Origin of the sequence: Variovorax nivicola (assembly GCF_051216475.1) — a bacterium.
Lineage (GTDB): Bacteria > Pseudomonadota > Gammaproteobacteria > Burkholderiales > Burkholderiaceae_C > Variovorax.
On sequence record NZ_JBPJZK010000006.1, the window covers coordinates 171,045 to 190,648 of the forward strand.

Here is a 19,604-nt window from a genome sequence, read left to right on the forward strand (position 1 = left end):
CGCATGTTCAAGCACATCGTGATGTGGGACCTGCGTGGCGACACGCCGGAAGAAAAGACGCAGGCCCGCCAGCTGCTCAAGCGCAAGTTCGAATCGCTGCGCGGCCAGATCCCGGGCCTGCTGCACATCGAAGTGGGCGTTGATTCGAGCCGCGCAAGCTATGCCTGCGACGTGGTGCTCTACAGCGAGTTCGACAGCCAAGCCTCGCTCGACGGCTACGCCACGCACCCTGCGCACCTGCGCGTGCGCGAAGAGCTTGGCGACCTTCGCGTCGCGCGCCACCAGGTCGACTACGCGCCCGACTGATCGGCGCCGGCCTGCGCGAGCCCAACGCAGAACTCGCGCACCAGCCGCAGCGCAGGCGCCTCGGTGCGGCCTTCGAGCGTGACGAAGGCGAACTGCGCGCTGAGCCCCGCAGCAGGCTCCACCTTCAATTCGGCCAACTCTCCGCTGTCCTGCAGCGCACGCGTGGCCGCGAGCACGCCCAGAAAGATCGCATCGGTGTTGCGCACGGCATCGATCAACGCGCCAATGTCTTCCGACGACACGTGCAGCCAGCGCTGCGGGCTCGCATCGCTGCCGTAGCGCTCGACCAGGATGCGCGCCACGTCGTCGCTGACCATCGTCGAGACCACCGGATAGCGCACGAGATCGTCGAAGCGCACGGGCTTGCCGCGGCCCTTGGCGAGAAGCGGATGGCCCCGCCGGCAGACGAAACCGGAGCGCAGTGTCGGCAACACGTCGATGTGCAGGTCCTCGCGCGGTGACACGGCCCGGTAGGTAAGCACCAGCGCGTCGAGCGTGCGCGCACGCAGCGCCGCCAGCTGCAAGTCAGGCCCGCCGCCGTGCAGTTGCAGGCCCACGCGCGGATGGTTGCGCAGCATGTGGGTCAGCAGCGGCGACGAGAACAACGCTCCCGGCGCGGCGCCAAGCCCCAGCCGCACCGAACCGGCTTGCCCGTCGGCCAGCAGCGCGGCGGCGCGCTTGAGCTCGTGCGTCTCCATCGAGATGCGCTTGGCGCGCGCCAGCACCATCGCGCCGAACGGCGTGAGCTCGTTGCGCTTGCCGACGCGGTCGACGAGCTGCATGCCGAGTTCCTGCTCGAGCATCTGGATGCTGCGGCTGAGCGCCGGCTGCGTGAGATGCACTTTCTCGGACGCACGGCTGAAAGAGCCGGTTTCGGCGAGCGCGAGCAGGTGGTCGAGTTGCTGGAGGTTCATGGTGGGCCGTCCATTGTCATACGCATGAGGCGTACTCATGGTAATGACAAAAACAATGCATTGGACAGATATACCGCTGATTCCTAGCATCCATCGCGTACTACTTTGGACCAAGGAATTTCCCCATGAAGCGGTTCGGTCAATGGCTTTGCGCGCTGGCTTTTCTAGGCTGCGGCACCGTGGCGATGGCGCAGGCGCCCTACCCCTCGAAGGTCGTCACGATGATGGTTCCCTACCCGGCGGGCGCGGCCAGCGACTTCACCGCGCGGGCGCTGAACGACCTGATCGGCAAGGAACTCGGCGGGCAGGTGATCGTCGAGAACATCGGCGGCGCGACCGGCGCCATCGCTGCGGGCAAAGTGCTGGCGGCACCGGCCGACGGCCACTACCTGTTCCAGGGCTCGCCGAACGAGCTGATCCTGTCGGGGCTGGTCAACAAGAGCACGCGCTACAAGCCGGAGGACTTCCAGTGGATCGCGCCGGTCGCCACCTCGCCGCTGGTGCTGGTGGTCAACAGCCAGCTGCCGGCTCACTCGCTCGATGAGTTCGTGGCGCTGGCGCGCTCGCGCAAGGACGCACCGCTGAGCTACGGCACACCGGGCGCCGGCACGCTGTACCACCTGCTCGGCGAGCTCTTCGTCAAGCGCACCGGCGCGCCCGTCACGCACGTGCCCTACAAGGGCGGCGCGCCGATCATTCAGGACCTGATCGGCGGACAGATCGACTTCGCCTTCATGCCCTATCAGGCCTTCTATGCCGACTACGTGAAGCAGGGGCGCCTGCGCGTGATCGGCTCGCTGTCGCCCGGCAAGCGGCTGCCCGCGCCCTTCGACACGCTGCAGACCAGCGCGCAGAGCAAGGACATGAAGGACTTCGACTTCGGCATCTGGACCTCCTACATGGTGCGCAAGGGCACGCCGCGGCCCGTGGCCGAACGGCTCAACGCCGCCATCACGGCCGCGCTGAAAAACCCGCATGCGCGCGCGCAGCTGGAGTCGCAGGCCAAGACCGTCTTCGAGCCGATGAGCCTCGAGGCGGGAGAGAAGTTCTACGCGGCCGAGATCGCGCGCTACCGCGAGCTCGTCAAGACCATCGGCTACGAGTCGCCCTGAGCCCCGTTCCATTCCAAAGCAAGAGGTGCATCAATGAAGACGAGACAAATCAATGGCCTGGTGCTGGTGGTCGCGCTATCGCTCTCGGCGTGCGGCGGCGGTGGCGGCGGCACGGGTTTCGGCGGCATCGCGCTGCCACCGGCCGCAAGCCCCGCGCCGGCACCCGCACCAGCGCAGGACGACCTCACGGTCGCGGTCACCACTGAAGGCAAGGTCGCGGGCAGCGCCGGCGCGAACATGGTGTCGTTCCTCGGCATTCCCTACGCGCAGCCGCCGGTGGGCGCGCTGCGCTGGGCGCCGCCGCAATCGCCGGCCGCGCACGCGGCAACGCTGCAAGCCAAGGCCTTCGGCAATGCGTGCCCGCAGGCACCCGGCGCGGTGTCGTCATCGATCGCCGAAGACTGCCTCTACCTGAACGTATGGAAGCCGGCAGGCACGAAGCCCGGCGACAAGCTGCCGGTGGTCTTCTACATCCACGGCGGCGCGTTCACGCTGGGTTCGGGCGAGATGGGTCCGAGCCCGCTGGCGAGCCGCGGCGTGGTCGTCGTCAGCATCAACTACCGGCTGGGCGCGCTCGGCTATCTCGCGAACAAGGCGCTGCGCGCGTCCAACAAGGACGGCAGCCTCGGCAACTTCGCGGTGATGGACCAGCTGGCCGCACTCGGCTGGGTGCAGAAGAACATCGCGGCCTTCGGCGGCGATGCGGGCAACGTCACGCTGTGGGGCACCTCGGCAGGCGCAACACAGAGCTTCTCGCTGCTGCAGTCGCCGAAGGCCAAGGGCCTGTTCCACCGGGCCGTGATGCAAAGCGGCGGCGGGGCCGAGTACTCGAACCCGAGCATGGACACCTCGCTGGCGGTCGGCGACACCGCCGTGCAGAACCTCGGATGCAGCGGCGCCGCAGACGTGGTCGCCTGCCTGCGCGCGCTGCCGGTGTCGGCGCTGCTTGCGCAGGGCGGGCTCAAGTGGCGGCCCACGGTGGACGCGCAGGTCATCACGCAGGTGCCCGCGCGCGCTTTTCTGACCGGCAACTTCAACCAGGTGCCCGTGATGATCGGCGGCGTGTACGACGAGGGCACGCTCTTCGTCGACACCAAGCTGAGCGCAACCTACTACCCGTTGTACCTGCGCGGGCTCGCGCCGGCCGGCTACGACACCACGGCCATCGAGGCGGCCTACCCGATCGGCAACTACGCCGTGCCGGCGCAAGGCATTGCGCGAGCCATGGGCGACGCGATGTACGCCTGCGGCAACAGCGCGCGGCGCGATGCGCTCGCGGCCTGGGTGCCGGTGTACGGCTGGGAGATGACCGATCCGCAGCTGTCGTTTCCGACGAGCCCCACGGCCTTCTACTACGGCACGGCGCACGGCATGGACAGCTACTACCTCACCGGCACGGTCGATGCGCTGCCCGGCTATCCGTACTACGACCCCGGCAGTGCCACGCCCGACGCGGCCACCACGGCGCAGCGCAAGGCGCTGTCGGCGCAGATGGTCGCGTACCTCCTCAACTTCGCGAAGAACGGCGACCCGAACGGCGACGGCCGCAACGTCACGACGCGCTGGCCGCGCTCCATGGGGCCAGCGGACCGCGCACTGATCGAGTTCACCTACCCCGCCGTCAAGACATCGAGCAACGCGTTCGAACACACGCACAAGTGCGACACGCTGTGGGGGCCTGACGTGTTCCCGCCGATGTACTGACGAGCCAACCCATCCCACTCACCCATGAACGAACAACAAGTCATCGACCACCTCGACGCCCGCCAGCCGGAGATCGTGGACTGGCTCAAGGCCTTCCTGCGCATCCCGAGCGTGAGCGCCGACCCGTCCTTCGCACCGGGCATGCACGAAGCCCGGCGCTTTCTCATCGAGCGGCTGCAGCAGATCGGCCTGGCCGGCGTGCGCCTGCTCGACGGCGACGGCGAGCCCGCCGTGTACGGCGAATGGAACGGCGCGCCCGGCCAACCCACGCTGATGATTTACGGCCACTACGACGTGCAGCCGGCCGATCCCGTCGACCAGTGGCGCACGCCGCCGTTCGAGCCAACGGAGGTGGACGGCCGGCTCTACGGGCGCGGCACTTCCGACGTGAAGGGCTCGACCACCATCGCGCTGGAGGTGATCGCCTCGTTCCTCGCGGTGCAGGGCCGGTGCCCGGTGAACATCAAGGTGTTCCTCGAAGGCGAGGAGGAAACGGGCAGCCCCTCGCTGCGAACCATCGTCGAACGCCACCGCGCGTTGCTGCAAGCCGACGCGGTGCTGTCCGCCGACGGCGGACGCGCGAGCGCGGACGTGCCGACGATCAACACCGGCGCGCGCGGCAATTCGCAGCTCGAAGTGCACATGCGCACCGCACAGAAAGACCTGCACTCGGGCCGCTATGGCGGCAGCGTGCGCAACGCGCTGCACGAGATGGCGCGCCTGGTCGCGTCGCTGCACCATGCGGACGGCAGCGTGGCGGTCGAAGGCTTCCATGACGGCGCGGCGCTGCCCACAGAGAGGCAACGCGCCGACACCGCGGCGTTTCCGTACGACGAGGCCGCGTTCTTCTCGGACGTTGGCAGCAGCGCGCACGGCGAGCCCGGCTACACCGCGCGCGAACGCGTCACGCTGCGACCAGCGCTCGACGTCAACGGCTTGTGGGGCGGCTACACGGGCGGTGGCGGCAAGACCATCGTGCCCTGCGAGGCGCAGGCCAAGCTCACCACGCGCGTGGTCGCGGGGCAGGACCCGCGCGCCGTGATCCACGCCGTGCTGCGCCACCTGCAACGGCACTGCCCGCAAGGCTGCACGCTCGATATGGTGGCAATGAACGACGGCTCACCCGCATCCACCCTCGCGCCGGACCATCCGCTGGTGCGAGCGGCCGAAGCAGTGCTCGAACGAGAGAGCGGCCGACGCCCCATTCACGTGCGGCTCGGCGCGAGCGTGCCGGTGACGTCGATCTTCAAGGAGATGCTGAGCATCGACACGCTGATGTTCGGCTTCAACCTGCCTGATGAAGACGTGCATGCGCCGAATGAGTTCTTCAGGCTGGCATCGATCCAGCAAGGGACGCGGGCGTGGACGTTGCTGCTTGCGGAGCTGGCAAAGCATTCGCCGGCGTCTTTTCACGTCGGCTGAAGCCTGGCGAAAGACTTCGTCAGCGCCCTTCGCCGTCGTCGCTCGGCTGCGCAGCCTTCGCCGCTGCGCGCAGCTTGTCTTTCTTGCTCGGCCGCTTGCCCTTGATGCCGCCGGTGCCCGACGCATCGACCACCGGCACCGCGACTTCCGTCGGCTCGAAGCCTTCGACGCGTTCGCGCGGCAGGCTCAGCCCCTGGCGCTTTTCGATCAACCGGAAGTGCGCCTCGGTGGATGCGCTCACGAAGCTGATCGCCAGGCCGCTCTCTCCCGCACGACCGGTTCTGCCGATGCGGTGGATGTAGTCGGTGGGCGAGCGCGGCAGGTCGTAGTTGATGACCACGGGCAGCTGCGCGATGTCGATGCCGCGTGCCGCGAGATCGGTGGCGATCACCACGTCCCAGCGGCTCTGCTTGAACTGCGAAAGGATGTCGGTGCGCGTGCCCTGCGCAATGTCGCCATGGAAGGGCACGGCGTAGATGCCGTTCTTGTAGAGCTTCTCGGCCACGATCTGCGCCGCATGCTGCGTGGCGACGAAGACCAGCACACGGTCCCACTCGTTCTCGTGCTGCTTCAGCAGATGGCGCAGCAGCTGCGTGCGGCGGGCGGCGTCGACCTCGATCACGCGCTGCACGATGTTCGGCTCGGTGCCGGGCTCGCCCTGCACGTCGACGACGGCAGGGTCGCGCAGCATGCCGTCGGCAAGCGCCTGGATAGCGCTCGGGAAGGTGGCAGAGAACAGCAGGTTCTGGCGCTGCCTGGGCAGCAGCGCAAGGATGCGGCCGAGTTCTTCGGCAAAGCCGAGGTCGAACAGGCGGTCGGCTTCGTCGAGCACGAGCATCGACACGGCATCGAGCTTCAGCGCGTTGTGCTCGACCAGATCGAGCAGCCGGCCCGGCGTAGCAACGACGATATCGGCGCCGCCGCGCAGGCCCATCATCTGCGGGTTGATCGACACGCCGCCGAAGGCGACAACGATTTTCAGGCGCTCGGGCAGGTGCTGCGCCAGGCTGCGCATGGTTTCGCCGACCTGGGCCGCGAGCTCGCGGGTGGGCACGAGCACCAGGGCGCGCACGCGGCGCGACGAACCCTGCGTGCGTTCAGCGTCCAGGCGCTGCAACAGGGGCAGGGAAAATGCGGCGGTCTTGCCGGAGCCGGTCTGCGCCGAGCCCCGCACGTCGCGACCTTGCAGAATCGCGGGGATGGCCGCGGCCTGGATGGCGGTCGGCGCGGCATAGCCGCTTTGGGCGGCAGCCTGCACGAGCGCGGGGGCCAGGCCCAGTGAGTCGAATGGCATGTAAGCAGACAGAGAGAGAAGAGACGAATCGAATGTCGACGATGAAACAGCAGCGCAATCAGTCCGGCAGCGCCCTGGTGTACTCCACCGAGGCGGGCGGACGCATGTGCCCCGACTGCGGGGAGCCCGTGGCCCAGTGCCGCTGCAAGGAACTCAAGGCGCGCCTTCCGGCCACCGACGGCATTGTGCGTGTATCGCACGAGACCAAGGGGCGCAAAGGCAAGGGCGTGACGGTGGTCAAGGGCGTCGCGCTCGATGCGGTGGCGCTCACGGCGCTCGGCAAGCAGCTGAAAACGGCCTGCGGCTCGGGCGGCACGGTGAAGGACGGCGTGATCGAAATCCAGGGCGACCACCGCGAAACGGTGATCGCCGCGCTCGTGAAGCAGGGCCACACGGTCAAGCGGGCGGGAGGCTGAGCGCGCGATGAAACCCGAAGACCTGCAGCGCCTGGTGACGCTCGAAATGCCTTTTGGCAAGCACAAAGGCACGCTGATTGCCGATTTGCCCGGAAATTACCTGACGTGGTTTGCACGCGAGGGTTTTCCCTCAGGAGAAATAGGCCGGCTACTCCATTTGATGCATGAAATAGACCACAACGGGCTCTCGGACCTGCTGAAACCGTTGCGAAACCGCCCGTCGCGCCGGGATGTTTCTCAATAACACACGATTTCGCCACGTTTTTTGCAATTAGGGCTGGATAATCCCGCCTACGTGTCTGTGAGCTTTGTCTCCCGTGCACGTAATTCGGTGATCGGTCAGTTTCGCGCCACAGCGCATTTTGTTTGTTGTGATTCTGGGACTCCATCGCTTTGTCTTGTTGGTTTGAATTAGGAGTCCCTCAATGGGCAAGAAACTCTACGTAGGCAACCTCGCCTACTCCGTGCGTGACAACGATCTGGAACAAGCCTTTGGCGAGTTCGGCGCAATCGTCAGCGCCAAGGTCATGATGGAACGTGACACCGGCCGTTCGAAGGGCTTCGGCTTTGTCGAAATGGGTTCGGATGCTGAAGCACTCGCAGCCATCGAAGCCATGAACGGCCACTCGCTGCAGGGCCGCGCCCTGACGGTGAATGAAGCCCGTCCGATGGAAGCTCGTCCCCCCCGCACCGGTGGTGGCGGCGGCTACGGTGGTGGTGGCGGCGGTGGCGGCTACGGCGGCGGTGGTGGTGGCGGCGGTTACGGCGGCGGCGGCGGTGGTCGCAGCGGTGGTGGCGGCGGTTACGGCGGCGGCGGCGGTGGTCGCGGCGGCTACTAAGCCCTTCCCTCCAGAGCCTTCGGGCTTCTGAATGAAAAGCTCCTTCGGGAGCTTTTTTCGTTTGTGGCCGCCTGTGGCGCAGGGGGCGTCGAGGGAGAACCCTAGCCCTGCGGTAAGCATTTGTCCGTACCGGGCAGGTCAGCCAACGGTCAGGCCCGCAGAACGACCCTCACCCCTCCATACAAGAGGGGCGAGACGACATGCGTATCAAGAGTCAGGCTGACTTCTTTTCAGGGGTCATGTTCACCACCGTGGGGGGCGCCTTTGCGATTGGCGCGACCACCTACACCATCGGCGACGGCGCCCGCATGGGGCCGGGCTACTTCCCGCTCATGCTGGGCATCCTGCTGGCCATCCTCGGGGCGATCATCATGTTCCAGGCGCTGGTGGTCGAAACCACCGACGGCCACCCGATCGGCAAATGGGCCTGGAAACCGCTGGCCTTCGTGCTCGGCGCCAACCTGGCCTTCGGCGTGCTGCTGGGCGGCCTGCCCAGCATCGGGCTGCCGGCCATGGGGATGATCATCGCGATCTACGCGCTCACGATCATCTCGAGCATGGCGGGCGAGCACTTCAAGCTGCGCGACGTGCTGATCCTCTCGACCATCCTGGCGGCTGGCAGCTACGTGGCCTTCATCTGGGCGCTGAAGCTCCAGATCCAGGTCTGGCCCACTTTCATTTCGGGCTGAGGAGCGCACACCATGGACCTGATCCACAACCTTTCCATCGGTTTTGGCGTTGCCTTCACCTTCACCAACCTGCTGTATTGCCTGCTGGGTTGCATCCTGGGCACGCTGATCGGCGTGCTCCCGGGCATCGGCCCGGTTGCGACCATCGCGATGCTGCTGCCCGCCACGTACGCGCTGCCGCCCGTGTCGGCGCTGATCATGCTGGCCGGCATCTACTACGGCGCGCAGTACGGCGGCTCGACCACGGCCATTCTGGTGAACCTGCCCGGGGAGTCGTCCTCGGTGGTCACCTGTATCGACGGCTACCAGATGGCAAGGCAGGGCCGCGCAGGCCCGGCGCTTGCCGCGGCCGGCCTGGGTTCGTTCTTCGCGGGTTGCGTGGGCACGCTGATCCTGGCCGCCTTCGCACCGCCGCTGACCGAGCTGGCCTTCAAGTTCGGCCCTGCCGAGTACTTCTCGCTGATGACGCTGGGCCTGATCGGCGCGGTGGTGCTGGCTTCGGGCTCGCTGCTGAAGGCGGTGGCGATGATCGTGCTGGGCCTGCTGCTGGGCATCGTGGGCACTGATGTGAACTCGGGCGTCGCGCGCTACAGCTTCGACATTCCGGAGCTCACCGACGGCATCGGCTTCGTGGTGATCGCCATGGGCGTGTTCGGCTACGGCGAAATCATCGGCAACCTCTCGCAGCCCGACGACGAGCGCGAAGTGTTCACGCACAAGGTCAAGGGCCTGTGGCCTACCAAGGACGACTTCAAGCGCATGCTGCCCGCCGTGCTGCGCGGCACGGCCCTGGGTTCTGCACTGGGCATCCTGCCGGGCGGCGGCGCGCTGCTGGCCTCGTTCGCCTCGTATGCGCTGGAGAAGAAGATCCGCATGCGCCCCGGCGAAGTGCCCTTCGGCAAGGGCAACATCCGCGGCGTGGCATCGCCCGAGTCGGCCAACAACGCCGGTGCGCAGACCTCCTTTATTCCGCTGCTGACGCTGGGCATCCCGCCCAACGCGGTGATGGCGCTGATGGTCGGCGCAATGACCATCCACAACATCCAGCCCGGCCCGCAGGTGATGACCAGCAACCCCGAGCTGTTCTGGGGCCTGATCGCCTCGATGTGGATCGGCAACGCGATGCTGATCATCCTGAACCTGCCGCTGATCGGCATGTGGATCAAGCTGCTGACGGTGCCCTACAAGTTCCTGTTCCCCGCCATCGTGCTGTTCTGCGCGATCGGCGTGTACTCGACCAACAACAACACCTTCGACGTGTGGATGGTGGCGGCCTTCGGCTTCATCGGCTACCTGTTCATCAAGCTGCGCACCGAGCCTGCGCCGCTGCTGCTGGGCTTCATCCTCGGGCCGATGATGGAAGAGAATCTGCGGCGCGCGCTGCTTCTGTCGCGCGGTGCGTGGAGCGTGTTCGTCACGCGGCCGCTGTCGGCGGGGCTGCTGGTGGCGGCTGCGCTGCTGCTGGGCATCGTGCTCTTGCCTGCCATCAAAGCCAAGCGCGAAGAAGCCTTCGTCGAGGAGTGAGCGCTCCGGTCCCCACAAGAAGCCCCCGCTCCGGGGGCTTTTTTCATTTGGGGCCTTTGTTCGGGGTGCGTGCCCCAAATGGACGCGCTCTTGTTGGTGCCCAGCAGGGTCGCCGGCGGTGCGCCCGGAAACACGGCGAGCAGCGAGGCGCCCGTTACCACCAGCATTTCCATAGGGGGAAGATTGCCCCACCCGTGGCGCTATCAAAAAGGGAGCTGGAAACGCCACTGCTTCAAGTCATTCAGGCATAAAAAAGGCGCCGACCAGCGGCGCCTTTCAAAGTCAAACACGGCATCTCGTACGGAGCCTTTGAAGCATTTTTATTGTTGCTTGGGGATTGTCTCCTCGGACCCTCGGCAGCACGAGCAGGGCCCGTTCGCGAGTGCGCAGACTTTAGGGTGCGCACCGCCTCAGTGCATTGGGAATTACCCGCTTCGCCTTACCGGAGAAGCCCGATTTGCGAACCAAAGTGTTTCTGATAGTTAACGATGTGGCACGACTTGTGCACGCAGCCCCAGGGTCCATCACTTGAAGAAGAAGAAACAGTCATGGCCCTGGCACCGCACGCCTCCATCAACGCGGCAGACACCGCTTGGCTGATGACTTCGACCGCGCTGGTGCTGCTGATGACGCTGCCCGGCATCGCGCTCTTCTATGCGGGCATGGTGCGCCGCAAGAACGTGCTGGCCACCATGGCGGGGGTGGTGGCGATTGCCGCGGCGGTCTCGCTGACCTGGTTCGCGGTGGGCTACTCGCTGGCCTTTACCGAGGGCTGGCCCTGGCTGGGCGGCACCGGGCGCTTCTGGTTCTCGGGCTTCGAGTACCTGAAGGAGGCCGGGCAGGTGGCGGTGAGCCATGTCGCGCCCAACGTGCCCGAGTCGGTCTACGCGATGTTCCAGCTGACCTTCGCGATCATCACCACCGCCCTGGTGCTCGGCGCCTTTGTCGAGCGCATGCGCTTCTCGGCGATCCTGTGGTTCGCGCTGCTCTGGAGCGTGCTGGTGTATGCACCTATCGCGCACTGGGTGTGGGAGCCGGGCGGCTGGCTCGCGCAGATGGGCGCGCTCGACTTCGCTGGCGGCTCGGTGGTGCACGTCAACGCGGGCATCGCGGGGCTGGTGTGCGCCTATGCGCTCGGCCCGCGCAAGGGCTACGGGCGCGAGGCCTTCGAGCCCTACAGCCTGGCGATGACGATGACGGGCGCGGGCCTGCTGTGGGTGGGCTGGTTCGGCTTCAATGCGGGCTCGGCGGTGGCGGCCGACGGGCGCGCGGGCCTGGCGATGCTGGTGACGCACATCGCTGCGGCGGCGGGCGCGATGAGCTGGATGCTCGGCGAATGGATCGTGCGGCGCAGGCCTTCCCTGCTGGGCCTGTGCTCGGGCCTGGTGGCTGGGCTGGTGGCCATCACGCCGGCGGCCGGCTTCGTCACGCCGCCGGCCGCGCTGGCCATTGGCGCCATCGCGGGGCTGGCCTGCTACTGGGGCGCCACCGGGCTCAAGCACCTGCTTGGCGCGGACGACTCGCTCGATGTGTTCGGCGTGCACGGCATCGGTGGCATCGTGGGCGCGCTGCTGACGGGCGTGTTCGCCGATGCGCGCATTTCGGGCGCCACGGGCGACGTGCTGACGCAGGCGATCGCGGTGGGCAGCGTGGCCATCTACAGCGCCACGGGAACGGCGGTGGTGCTGTTTCTGGTGCACATCATGGTCGGGTTGCGCGTCGATGCCGACAGCGAGGTGCTGGGCCTCGATCTTGCACAGCACAGAGAACATCTCGGGAGTAGTTGACCCACCGACGGAGGAACCATGCCATCCATGTCCGAAAGCGAACGCATCGCCCTTGCTGCCCGCCTTCACGTGGCGCTGCGGCGAAAGCATGGGCGCGTGACCGACACCGAGTGGATGGCGACCAACGCCGAGTACGCCGCCGAGATCGTGCGCATGACGCGCGCGCACGCTGCCGACACCAAGGACGAGGAGCTCTACCAGCTGGCGATGCGGCTGGAGCAGGCGATGGAGCCGCTGGCGCGCGCTGCGCGGCTGGCGGCGCGGCAGCCTGATGGGACGCCGCCTACTCCGACGCCTCGCTATGTGGGTGGTTTGCGCTGAGTCTTTTCGGGGTGCGTGCGAATGACACCGGGTGCTCAGTTCCCGGCCAGCGCTGCCTTGCGAATCGACTGCAGCGTGCTGCCAGGGGTGATCGCTTCCGGGTCCAGCAGGCAATGCAGGATCGCCGGCTTGCCGCTGGCGCGCGCACGAGCCAGCGCGGGGCCGAACTCCTCGGTGCTGGTCACGCGCTCGCCGTGGCCGCCGAACACTTCGGCATAGCCGCGGAAGTCCGGGTTCTTCAACTGCGTGGCGCTGATGCGGCCGGGGTAGTGCTTTTCCTGGTGCATTCGGATCGTGCCGTACATGGCGTTGTCGAGCAGCACCACGATGATCGGCAGGCCGTACTGCACGGCCGTCGCGAACTCCTGGCCGTGCATCATGAAGTCGCCGTCGCCCGCGAACACGACCACTTCGCGCTGCGGCCACAACCGCTTGGCCCCGACGCCGGCCGGCAGGCCGTAGCCCATCGAACCGCTGGTGGGTGCAAGCTGGCTGGCGAATGCGCGAAACGGCCAGAAGCGGTGCACCCAGGTGGCGAAGTTGCCAGCACCGTTGCAGAAAATGGTGTCGGCCGGCAGCACTTCGCGCAGGTGCTGCATGACCTCGCCCATCTGCAGCGGGCCGGGAATGCGGATGGGGGCCGGGTCGCTCCAGCGCAGGAAGTCTTCGCGGGCGGTCTTCGTTTCTGCCTGCCAGGCCGGCGTCTGTGCGGGGCGCAGCGTGGACACGGCTTCCGCGAAAGCCTGCGGCGTGGCGTGGATGCCCTGCGCCGGGCGGTAGAGCTTGCCCAACTCGTCGGCGTCGGCGTGCACATGCACCAGTGCCTGCTTCGGCTGCGGAATGGCCAGCAGCTCGTAGCCCTGCGACGGCACTTCCGACAGACGCCCGCCGACCAGCAGCACGAGGTCGGCGTTGCGGATGCGCTCCAGCATGCGCGGATTGGCGCCCAGGCCCAGGTCACCCGCATAGCAAGGGTGCTCGGCCGACATCAGCATCTGGCGGCGGAACGAGCAGTACACGGGTAGCGAGAACGCAGCCGCGAAATCCGCAAACTGCTGCGTGGCCTTCTCCGACCAGCGACTGCCGCCCAGGATGACGACCGGGCGCTGCGCCTGCGACAGCCGCTGCTGCAGTTCGGCGAGCTGCGCCGCACCGGGGTGGGTTTCCGTCACGGCGTAAGGGAGCGCGTCGGCCACCGTCGCGGCCTCGGTCAGCATGTCTTCGGGCAGCGCGATCACCACCGGCCCCGGACGACCCGAGGTCGCGACATGGAAGGCGCGCGACACCAGTTCGGGCACGCGCGCCGGATCGTCGATCTGCACCACCCACTTGGCCATGGTGCCGAACACCGCGCCATAGTCCAGCTCCTGGAAGGCTTCGCGGCCCAGCGCATCGCGCGCGACCTGGCCGACGAACAGCAGCAGCGGTGTCGAGTCCTGGTGCGCGATGTGCACGCCGGCCGCCGCGTTGGTGGCGCCCGGTCCGCGCGTGACGAAGCAAACGCCCGGCTTGCCGGTGAGCTTGCCCTGCGCCTCGGCCATCATCGTGGCGCCGCCTTCCTGGCGGCACACGGTCACGTCGATGGATGCGTCATGCAGCGCGTCGAGCACGGCGAGAAAGCTTTCGCCGGGTACGCAGAACAGTTGCTTGACACCGTGGGTGATGAGCTGGTCGACCAGGATCTGGCCGCCGGTGCGGGGTGAGGTCATGAGGTTTCCAATGAAATGAAGGAGATCATTCGAGCGCGGTGCAGGCAGCGGTGATGCGCGCGCACGCCTCTTCCAGCTGCGCCATCGACGTCGCATACGAAATCCGGAAGTACGGCGCCAGCCCGAACACGCTGCCCGGCACCACCGCCACCTCGAAGTCCTGCAGCAGGTAGCGGCAGAAGTCGCTGTCGGTCTGAAGCAGCGCGCCGCCGCGGGTGCGCCTGCCGAGCACGCCGGCGCAGCTCGCGAAGGTATAGAACGCGCCTTCGGGCACGCGGCAGTGCAGCCCCGGCGCGCGGTTCAGCGCGGCCACCACGAAGTCGCGCCGCGCCTGGAAGTCGGCGCAGCGCTCGGCCACGATGTCCTGCGGTCCGGTCAACGCCTCGATGGCCGCGGCCTGGCTGATCGACGAAGGGCATGAAGTCGTCTGGCTCTGCACCACGGCCATGGCCGCGATCAGCGCGCGCGGCCCGGCGCCGTAGCCCACGCGCCAGCCGGTCATCGCGTAGGCCTTCGACACGCCGTTGATGGTCAGCGTGCGCTCCCGCAGGCGCGGCTCCACGACCGCAGGCGTCGCAAACGCCAGTCCGTCGTAGAGGATGTGTTCGTAGATGTCGTCCGCCAGCACCCAGACCTGCGGATGGCGCAGCAGCACCTCGCACAACGGCTTCAGCTGCGCTGCGCTGTAGGCCGCACCGCTCGGGTTCGACGGCGAGTTGATGAACAGCCAGCGCGTGCGCGGCGTGATCGCCGCTTCGAGCTGCGCGGCATCGAGCCGGAAACCGTTCTCCCCGGTACACGCCACCGCCACCGGCACGCCACCGCAGATCTGCACGATGTCGGCGTACGAAGTCCAGTACGGCGCGGGCAGGATCACTTCGTCGCCGGGGTTCAGGCTGGCCATCAGCGCATTGAAGATCACCTGCTTGGCGCCCGCGCTCACGCTGATCTCGTCGAGGGCGAAGTCCAACGCGTTGTCGCGCTTGAACTTGAGTTGCACCGCCGCCTTCATCGCCGGGCTGCCGTCGAGCACCGTGTAGCGCGTGTCGCCGCGCCCGATGGCGCGCACCGCGGCCTCGCGCACGTTCTGCGGCGTGTCGAAGTCGGGCTCTCCCGCGCCCAGCACGATCACCGGACGGCCCGCGCGCTTGAGCGAGTTGGCGTGGTCGGTAATGCGCAGGATCTCCGAGACGCCGATGGCGCGCACGCGCTGCGCAGGCTGAAAAGCGAGAGGGGCGACGGTATCTGCTGTCACTTGGCGTAGGCCTCCAGTGGCTTGTCGTTGGGGTCGAGCATCAGCTGCTTCAGCGCCGTGCTCATCGGCAGGTTCAGGCTCGTGTTCTTCGGCGGAATGGCCGCCACGAACCACTTGGTGTAGATCTTCTCGAGGTCGCCACTCTTCATCATGCGGCGCAGCGAATCGTCCACCGCGGCCTTGAAGGCCGGGTCGTCCTTGCGGAACAGCAGCGCGATCGGCTCCGAGCCCAGCGCGTCGCCCACGATGCGGTAGCCCGTGGGGTTCTTCGAGTTCGCGATGATCCCGGCGAGCAGGTTGTCGTCGAGCACGAAGGCATCGGCGCGGCCCGACTCCATCAGCAGGAAGCTTTCGAGGTGGTCCTTGCCGAGCATGGTGTTGTACGAGACGTTCTGCGCGCGCTCGCGCTTGCGCAGCAGCTGCACGGCGGTGGTGCCGGTCGATGCCGACACGTTGCGGCCCGCGAGCTGGTCGAGCGTGGTGATGCCCGAGTCGACCTTGGTGGCCATGCGCACTTCGCTCACGTAGGTGGTGAGCGCGAAGGCCACCTGCTGCTGGCGCGCGGTGTTGTTGGTGGTGGGGCCGCAGCCGATGTCGAGCGTGCCGTTCTGCACCAGCGGGATGGTGTTCTGCGCGGTCACGGCCATGTATTCGAGCTTCGCCTGCGGCGCGATGTCCTTCAGCACGCGCTCGCACAGCTCGACGTGGTAGCCCACGTACTTGTCGCCCGCGCCGAGCATGTAGGCCATCGGCGGCGAGGCTTCGCGCACGCCGAGCACGACCTTGCCGCTGGTCTTGATCTTGTCGAGCGTGCCGCCAGCCGGGGTCTGCGCGCTGGCACCGAATACGAATGCGAACAACGTGGCGGCCGCGATTGTCTTGAAGGGAATGCTCATGTTCTCTGTCTCCTGGTTATGGTTTTTTGGTAAATGCATGCGGCCGCACGCCTGCCGCCGCAGCGAGGCGCCGCGCGGCAAGCTCGAACAAGCCGGGAGGCGATCAGTCGCCGATGTCGAAGGTCACGCCTTGGGCCAGGGGCAGTGCGGTCGAGTAGTTGATGGTGTTGGTGGCGCGGCGCATGTACGCCTTCCAGCTGTCGGAGCCGGCTTCGCGCCCGCCGCCGGTTTCCTTCTCGCCACCGAAGGCGCCGCCAATCTCCGCGCCGCTCGGGCCGATGTTGACGTTGGCGATGCCGCAGTCCGAACCCGCACTCGACATGAAGCGCTCGGCCTCGCGCATGTTCAGCGTGAAGATCGACGACGACAGGCCCGCGCCCACCGCGTTGTGCAGCTCGATGGCTTCGTCGAGCGTGCTGTAGCGCACCACGTACAGGATGGGCGCGAAGGTTTCGCGCAGCACCGGGCCTTCATGCGACTTCAGTTCGACCAGCGCGGGGCGCACGTAGTACGCGTCCTTGGTGCCGATGCCTTCGACGCGCTGGCCGCCGTGCACCTTGGCGCCGATCTCGCGGCATTCACCCAGTGCCTTCTGCATGCCGTCGAAGGCCGCGCGGTCGATCAGCGGACCGACCAGCGTGCCGGCCTCGCGCGGGTCGCCCACCTGCACGTTGCCGTAGACCTTGGCGAGCTTGGGCACCAGCTGGTCGTAAACGCTCTCGTGCACGAACAGGCGGCGCAGCGTGGTGCAGCGCTGGCCGGCTGTGCCCATCGCCGCGAAGGCGATGCCGCGCAGCGCGAGGTCCAGGTCGGCCGAGGGCGTGACGATGGCGGCGTTGTTGCCGCCGAGTTCGAGAATGGCGCGGGCAAAGCGCGCGGCCAGCTTCGGCCCCACTTGCCGGCCCATGGCGGTCGAGCCGGTGGCCGAGAGAATCGGCACGCGGTGGTCGTCGACCAGCACCTCGCCGATATCGCGCTGGCCCAGCAGCAGGCCGAGCAGGCCTTCGGGCGCGTCGCCGAAGCGTTCGATGGCGCGCTGCGCGATGGCATGCACGGCCAGCGCGGTCAGCGGCGTTTTTTCAGACGGCTTCCACACCACCGAGTCGCCGCACACCAGCGCCAGCGCTGCATTCCAAGACCACACGGCCACCGGAAAGTTGAAGGCCGAGATCACGCCGCACACGCCCAGCGGATGCCAGGTTTCCATCATTCGGTGCTCGGCGCGCTCGGTGGCCAGCGTAAGGCCGTAGAGCTGGCGCGAGAGACCGACCGCGAAGTCGCAGATGTCGATCATTTCCTGCACCTCGCCCGCGCCTTCGGAAGGGACCTTGCCGGCCTCCAGCGTCACGAGCAGGCCCAGGTCGCGCTTGGCGGCGCGCAGTTCTTCGCCCAGCAGGCGCACCAACTCGCCGCGGCGCGGGGCCGGCACGTTGCGCCAGGCCTTGAAGGCCTCGTGCGCGCGGCCGATGGCAGCGGTGGCCTCGGCCGGCGAGGTCTGCGGCACCTGCGCGATCACCTCGCCGCTGACGGGCGAGCGCACCGTCAGCTCGCCGCCGGTGTGCGCCTCGGGGGGCACACCCAGGCGCTGCAGCAGTTGTTCGACTTCGGTGGCGACGGAGGGGGAGGTGTGGGCTTCGGACATGGACGCGCTCCGGGAAGGAGGAGAAAGAAGGACCCGGTCAATATCTGCGAATCCCGCGCGCTTGCCTAGTGAAAATATGGAAGGACCTGATGCGTTTCAGGAATGAAGTGGGTCGTCGACGCTTCCTTGACCCGGTTCACGCGAAGCAATGTTCCACGGTTACAGTGCAACCGCCGCTCGTCCCTGAGGTTGCGGGCGCCCCTCGAACAACATCACAACATTTCTTCTTGGGAGGAACTCCATGAACTTGGCTCGTCTCGTCTTTCTCGCCGCTTCGGCCGCAAGCCTTGTGGGATGCGGCAATCTCCAAGGGCTTCAAGTCGCCTCGGTCCCGACGGCACTGTCGGGAAAACCAATTCAGGTCAGCACCACACCGCCAGCAAAGGAGGCCATCGCGCCGCGCGGCTACGCGCTGGAAAAGCAGGGCCTCTACGTGCTGCAGACAGGCGGCGGCAGTGCGATCACAGGGATCATCTTCGGTCCACTGGGGATGTTGGCGAACTCCGCCAGCATCGGCGCGCAGACCCGACAGCTCGGAGACACAGCCAGCAAGTCCAGTCTTCTGCAGCTCAATCCGCTCGATGAGCTATCGACGGCATGGAAAGCATTGCCGGAGCCGGTGCCCACCTCCGCGTCAGCAGTCGACGGCCACCTGAAGCTCTCGCCCTATCTTCTGCTTTACGTGGACGACGACCGCAAGAATCTCTTCACCGTGGTGGGCATTCGCGCGGAAGCAGAGCCGGCGAAAGGTGTAAAGGCGTGGAATGGGAACTACAACTTCGCGCTCGAACGCGTCTTGCCGGTCGACCGGTTGGCAACTGCGTCCACCGGTGCAGAGTTCGATGCATACCGGTTGGAGATCCAGGAGGCATACAGGCAGCTGCGCACGGAACTGCTCACCGACCTTGGCCCCGCAAACCCCGCCTCGCACTCGAAGGTTGCAACCGTGAAGGCGCCGATCCTGAGGTCCACCTTGATGGGCTTCGCGGGATTCACATTCGGGGACGTGGATATCGCGCCAGGCGGACGAATGGTTGTTCGCGTGAACATGGACAACTACGGTCCGGCCATGGACAAGTCGGTGCCTTACGCACTCTGGATATTCCCTAGCGCGAAGCAGTACGAATTCGACTTGGGGCCGGAGCCGCGCAAAACGCGTCAATAAGCCTGCATGCGGCCTCGCTTCGCGACTGAACATACGCGTCTCGACACCCGAAAGACTGATCGGCTGCACCAGGTGTTCCGAGGAGTGAACGCGAGGACTGCATATACAGCTAGCGCACCAACCGGGTCGCCGCCATCACCCACAGCATCACCAGTACGCCGTTGCTCGCAGCGAACAGCACCAGCCGGTGGATCACGTGGTTGTAGGTCAGGTGCACCACGCTGTGCAGCGCACGCAAGCCGACGTACACCCAGGCCAGCCAGATCGCCGCGGGCGTGGGCAGCGCCGCCACGTAGAACAGCAGGCACACCACATAGAACAGCACCGGCAGCTCCAGCAGGTTCATGTAGTTGCGATTTGGGATGCGCACGGCATCGGGCACAGCCGCCGATTCGCCCAGCTTGAAATCGATGCCCCGGACCTCGCGGCGCCGCACCGCGCGGATGCGCACGATGGGGATGAGCAGCAGCACCAGGCCGGTGAGGCCGGCGAGGGCGAATACGGGGTAGAGGATTGAAGGGTTGTTCATTGGGGGCGGCTCCTCGCACGGGGACAAGGGAAGCTGAAATTTCCGCTCGATATGATGCCCGCGGCGCACAGCGTCAAGAA

General features: G+C 66.8%; 19 protein-coding genes and 1 pseudogene. 12 read left to right on the top strand and 8 right to left on the bottom strand.

Going from position 1 to position 19,604, the window contains the following annotated elements:
• Window positions 1-3 precede the first annotated feature (3 nt).
• A complete protein-coding gene (locus ACSFBF_RS24420) occupies window positions 4-306 on the top strand; it encodes a Dabb family protein (protein ID WP_435471840.1) in 303 nt (100 codons plus the stop codon).
• Here the strand turns inward: ACSFBF_RS24420 and ACSFBF_RS24425 are convergent.
• Window positions 291-1,220 (bottom strand): LysR family transcriptional regulator, encoded by a 930-nt coding sequence (locus ACSFBF_RS24425; RefSeq protein ID WP_435471520.1) that lies wholly within the window; start codon window positions 1,218-1,220, stop codon window positions 291-293. The genes ACSFBF_RS24420 and ACSFBF_RS24425 overlap by 16 nt on opposite strands.
• A gap of 125 nt (window positions 1,221-1,345) precedes the next feature.
• Between ACSFBF_RS24425 and ACSFBF_RS24430 the strand changes: the two genes are divergently transcribed.
• From ACSFBF_RS24430 to ACSFBF_RS24440, 3 genes are read left to right on the top strand one after another with little or no spacing between them, the layout of a single operon-like run.
• Window positions 1,346-2,332 carry a Bug family tripartite tricarboxylate transporter substrate binding protein gene (locus tag ACSFBF_RS24430; protein ID WP_435471522.1) on the top strand — a complete coding sequence of 329 codons (987 nt, stop codon included), beginning with the start codon at window positions 1,346-1,348 and terminating at the stop codon, window positions 2,330-2,332.
• Window positions 2,333-2,365: 33 nt separating this feature from the next.
• Complete coding sequence (locus ACSFBF_RS24435; RefSeq protein WP_435471524.1) at window positions 2,366-4,036, top strand: carboxylesterase/lipase family protein; 1,671 nt, start codon at window positions 2,366-2,368, stop codon at window positions 4,034-4,036.
• A 24-nt stretch (window positions 4,037-4,060) separates the two neighbouring features.
• Window positions 4,061-5,458 carry a dipeptidase gene (locus ACSFBF_RS24440; RefSeq protein WP_435471526.1) on the top strand — a complete coding sequence of 466 codons (1,398 nt, stop codon included), beginning with the start codon at window positions 4,061-4,063 and terminating at the stop codon, window positions 5,456-5,458.
• 19 nt (window positions 5,459-5,477) lie between these two features.
• On the opposite strand, the gene ACSFBF_RS24445 is transcribed toward ACSFBF_RS24440, so the two are convergent.
• The gene (locus ACSFBF_RS24445) at window positions 5,478-6,752 is read right to left on the bottom strand and encodes a DEAD/DEAH box helicase (RefSeq protein WP_435471528.1); all 1,275 of its coding nucleotides are present in this window, start codon (window positions 6,750-6,752) and stop codon (window positions 5,478-5,480) included.
• A 41-nt stretch (window positions 6,753-6,793) separates the two neighbouring features.
• On the opposite strand from ACSFBF_RS24445, the gene ACSFBF_RS24450 reads away from it, so the two are divergent.
• The 5 genes from ACSFBF_RS24450 (at window position 6,794) to ACSFBF_RS24470 (ending at window position 10,220) form a co-directional block, all read left to right on the top strand.
• Window positions 6,794-7,168: a translation initiation factor Sui1 gene (locus ACSFBF_RS24450; protein ID WP_435471842.1), complete on the top strand. Its 375-nt coding sequence runs from the start codon at window positions 6,794-6,796 to the stop codon at window positions 7,166-7,168.
• Between the two features lie 7 nt (window positions 7,169-7,175).
• Window positions 7,176-7,412 (top strand): DUF3820 family protein, encoded by a 237-nt coding sequence (locus ACSFBF_RS24455; RefSeq protein ID WP_093053658.1) that lies wholly within the window; start codon window positions 7,176-7,178, stop codon window positions 7,410-7,412.
• 181 nt (window positions 7,413-7,593) lie between these two features.
• On the top strand, window positions 7,594-8,007 hold the full coding sequence (locus tag ACSFBF_RS24460) for an RNA recognition motif domain-containing protein (RefSeq protein ID WP_093127640.1): 414 nt from the start codon (window positions 7,594-7,596) through the stop codon (window positions 8,005-8,007).
• 200 nt (window positions 8,008-8,207) lie between these two features.
• Window positions 8,208-8,696, top strand: coding sequence for a tripartite tricarboxylate transporter TctB family protein (locus ACSFBF_RS24465; protein WP_093053650.1), 489 nt, complete (start codon window positions 8,208-8,210; stop codon window positions 8,694-8,696).
• Between the two features lie 12 nt (window positions 8,697-8,708).
• Complete coding sequence (locus ACSFBF_RS24470; protein WP_093053647.1) at window positions 8,709-10,220, top strand: tripartite tricarboxylate transporter permease; 1,512 nt, start codon at window positions 8,709-8,711, stop codon at window positions 10,218-10,220.
• 68 nt (window positions 10,221-10,288) lie between these two features.
• Here ACSFBF_RS24470 and ACSFBF_RS24475 read toward each other — a convergent pair.
• Window positions 10,289-10,393 (bottom strand): annotated as a pseudogene (locus ACSFBF_RS24475) (sulfite exporter TauE/SafE family protein); the annotation flags it as partial.
• A 375-nt stretch (window positions 10,394-10,768) separates the two neighbouring features.
• On the opposite strand from ACSFBF_RS24475, the gene ACSFBF_RS24480 reads away from it, so the two are divergent.
• Together ACSFBF_RS24480 and ACSFBF_RS24485 are read left to right on the top strand one after the other, a co-directional pair.
• Entirely contained in the window at window positions 10,769-12,007 is a 1,239-nt protein-coding gene (locus tag ACSFBF_RS24480; RefSeq protein ID WP_435471531.1) for an ammonium transporter, read from the top strand.
• A gap of 18 nt (window positions 12,008-12,025) precedes the next feature.
• Complete coding sequence (locus ACSFBF_RS24485; protein WP_435471533.1) at window positions 12,026-12,328, top strand: hypothetical protein; 303 nt, start codon at window positions 12,026-12,028, stop codon at window positions 12,326-12,328.
• Window positions 12,329-12,363: 35 nt separating this feature from the next.
• On the opposite strand, the gene ACSFBF_RS24490 is transcribed toward ACSFBF_RS24485, so the two are convergent.
• From ACSFBF_RS24490 to amaB, 4 genes are all read right to left on the bottom strand, one after another.
• The gene (locus tag ACSFBF_RS24490) at window positions 12,364-14,037 is read right to left on the bottom strand and encodes a thiamine pyrophosphate-binding protein (protein WP_435471535.1); all 1,674 of its coding nucleotides are present in this window, start codon (window positions 14,035-14,037) and stop codon (window positions 12,364-12,366) included.
• 25 nt (window positions 14,038-14,062) lie between these two features.
• A complete protein-coding gene (locus ACSFBF_RS24495) occupies window positions 14,063-15,292 on the bottom strand; it encodes a pyridoxal phosphate-dependent aminotransferase (RefSeq protein WP_435471537.1) in 1,230 nt (409 codons plus the stop codon).
• The gene (locus ACSFBF_RS24500; protein WP_435471539.1) at window positions 15,289-16,188 is read right to left on the bottom strand and encodes an amino acid ABC transporter substrate-binding protein; all 900 of its coding nucleotides are present in this window, start codon (window positions 16,186-16,188) and stop codon (window positions 15,289-15,291) included. Before ACSFBF_RS24500 ends, ACSFBF_RS24495 begins: the two co-directional genes overlap by 4 nt.
• Before the next feature lie 103 nt (window positions 16,189-16,291).
• The gene (gene amaB / locus ACSFBF_RS24505; RefSeq protein WP_435471541.1) at window positions 16,292-17,830 is read right to left on the bottom strand and encodes an L-piperidine-6-carboxylate dehydrogenase; all 1,539 of its coding nucleotides are present in this window, start codon (window positions 17,828-17,830) and stop codon (window positions 16,292-16,294) included.
• 241 nt (window positions 17,831-18,071) lie between these two features.
• On the opposite strand from amaB, the gene ACSFBF_RS24510 reads away from it, so the two are divergent.
• Window positions 18,072-18,995 (top strand): hypothetical protein, encoded by a 924-nt coding sequence (locus ACSFBF_RS24510; protein WP_435471543.1) that lies wholly within the window; start codon window positions 18,072-18,074, stop codon window positions 18,993-18,995.
• A gap of 109 nt (window positions 18,996-19,104) precedes the next feature.
• Here ACSFBF_RS24510 and ACSFBF_RS24515 read toward each other — a convergent pair whose 3' ends face one another.
• Window positions 19,105-19,524 (bottom strand): MAPEG family protein, encoded by a 420-nt coding sequence (locus ACSFBF_RS24515; RefSeq protein ID WP_435471545.1) that lies wholly within the window; start codon window positions 19,522-19,524, stop codon window positions 19,105-19,107.
• Window positions 19,525-19,604 lie beyond the last annotated feature (80 nt).

What these genes read in the sequence shown, in the direction of transcription:
- ACSFBF_RS24515 (WP_435471545.1), bottom strand. Translation starts at nt 19,524, where the DNA reads ATGAACAACCCTTCAATCCTCTACCCCGTATTCGCCCTCGCCGGCCTC.
- ACSFBF_RS24480 (WP_435471531.1), top strand. Translation starts at nt 10,769, where the DNA reads ATGGCCCTGGCACCGCACGCCTCCATCAACGCGGCAGACACCGCTTGG.
- ACSFBF_RS24465 (WP_093053650.1), top strand. Translation starts at nt 8,208, where the DNA reads ATGCGTATCAAGAGTCAGGCTGACTTCTTTTCAGGGGTCATGTTCACC.
- ACSFBF_RS24440 (WP_435471526.1), top strand. Translation starts at nt 4,061, where the DNA reads ATGAACGAACAACAAGTCATCGACCACCTCGACGCCCGCCAGCCGGAG.
- ACSFBF_RS24500 (WP_435471539.1), bottom strand. Translation starts at nt 16,188, where the DNA reads ATGAGCATTCCCTTCAAGACAATCGCGGCCGCCACGTTGTTCGCATTC.
- ACSFBF_RS24450 (WP_435471842.1), top strand. Translation starts at nt 6,794, where the DNA reads ATGAAACAGCAGCGCAATCAGTCCGGCAGCGCCCTGGTGTACTCCACC.
- ACSFBF_RS24455 (WP_093053658.1), top strand. Translation starts at nt 7,176, where the DNA reads ATGAAACCCGAAGACCTGCAGCGCCTGGTGACGCTCGAAATGCCTTTT.
- ACSFBF_RS24445 (WP_435471528.1), bottom strand. Translation starts at nt 6,752, where the DNA reads ATGCCATTCGACTCACTGGGCCTGGCCCCCGCGCTCGTGCAGGCTGCC.
- ACSFBF_RS24485 (WP_435471533.1), top strand. Translation starts at nt 12,026, where the DNA reads ATGCCATCCATGTCCGAAAGCGAACGCATCGCCCTTGCTGCCCGCCTT.
- ACSFBF_RS24510 (WP_435471543.1), top strand. Translation starts at nt 18,072, where the DNA reads ATGAACTTGGCTCGTCTCGTCTTTCTCGCCGCTTCGGCCGCAAGCCTT.
- ACSFBF_RS24435 (WP_435471524.1), top strand. Translation starts at nt 2,366, where the DNA reads ATGAAGACGAGACAAATCAATGGCCTGGTGCTGGTGGTCGCGCTATCG.
- ACSFBF_RS24470 (WP_093053647.1), top strand. Translation starts at nt 8,709, where the DNA reads ATGGACCTGATCCACAACCTTTCCATCGGTTTTGGCGTTGCCTTCACC.
- ACSFBF_RS24430 (WP_435471522.1), top strand. Translation starts at nt 1,346, where the DNA reads ATGAAGCGGTTCGGTCAATGGCTTTGCGCGCTGGCTTTTCTAGGCTGC.
- ACSFBF_RS24490 (WP_435471535.1), bottom strand. Translation starts at nt 14,037, where the DNA reads ATGACCTCACCCCGCACCGGCGGCCAGATCCTGGTCGACCAGCTCATC.
- ACSFBF_RS24420 (WP_435471840.1), top strand. Translation starts at nt 4, where the DNA reads ATGTTCAAGCACATCGTGATGTGGGACCTGCGTGGCGACACGCCGGAA.
- amaB (WP_435471541.1), bottom strand. Translation starts at nt 17,830, where the DNA reads ATGTCCGAAGCCCACACCTCCCCCTCCGTCGCCACCGAAGTCGAACAA.
- ACSFBF_RS24460 (WP_093127640.1), top strand. Translation starts at nt 7,594, where the DNA reads ATGGGCAAGAAACTCTACGTAGGCAACCTCGCCTACTCCGTGCGTGAC.
- ACSFBF_RS24425 (WP_435471520.1), bottom strand. Translation starts at nt 1,220, where the DNA reads ATGAACCTCCAGCAACTCGACCACCTGCTCGCGCTCGCCGAAACCGGC.